A 602-nucleotide genomic window follows, 5' to 3' on the forward strand; every position below is an offset into this window, starting at 1 on the left:
CGCTTCGTCGCTTAACCTCACAACCCAAAGACGTCCCGGGTTGTTCAGCTTGAGAGTTGTCAGTCATATCGCGTCGATATCACTGACAGTTTCAATTTTTCAGCTTGTTCCAGATTGTTAAAGAGCAAAATAATTCACAGCATACTGTCGCCAATATGCTCTGAACTAGTGTTATATGGTGGAGCTAAGCGGGATCGAACCGCTGACCTCCTGCGTGCAAGGCAGGCGCTCTCCCAGCTGAGCTATAGCCCCATACAGACATATACCGTTATCGCCCATTCAATCAACTCGCTTAGCCGCCGGGTATTTCAACACGAATAACACAATGTGCGCCAGCACATGAGTCACGCAGCGTCTGAAAGACGCCAGGATAAGTAGAGTTGGTAGGCCTGAGTGGACTTGAACCACCGACCTCACCCTTATCAGGGGTGCGCTCTAACCACCTGAGCTACAAGCCTGCCGCGATAACGCCATTCTCTTCTTTCATCAGACAATCTGTGTGAGCACTGCACGCAACATGCATCTCAGGTAAGGAGGTGATCCAACCGCAGGTTCCCCTACGGTTACCTTGTTACGACTTCACCCCAGTCATGAGTCACAAA

The 602-nt window shown here is 50.3% G+C and carries 2 tRNA genes and 1 rRNA gene; all 3 read right to left on the bottom strand.

The annotated features are described in order from the left end of the window. Window positions 1-176: 176 nt before the first annotated feature. Window positions 177-252: transfer RNA gene (locus tag C5469_RS23025), tRNA-Ala, on the bottom strand. Between the two features lie 129 nt (window positions 253-381). After that, window positions 382-458: transfer RNA gene (locus C5469_RS23030), tRNA-Ile, on the bottom strand. Between the two features lie 71 nt (window positions 459-529). Next, a 16S ribosomal RNA gene (locus C5469_RS23035) occupies window positions 530-602 on the bottom strand; the annotation flags it as partial.

It is taken from the genome of Photorhabdus cinerea, assembly GCF_011189575.1.
Lineage (GTDB): Bacteria > Pseudomonadota > Gammaproteobacteria > Enterobacterales > Enterobacteriaceae > Photorhabdus > Photorhabdus cinerea.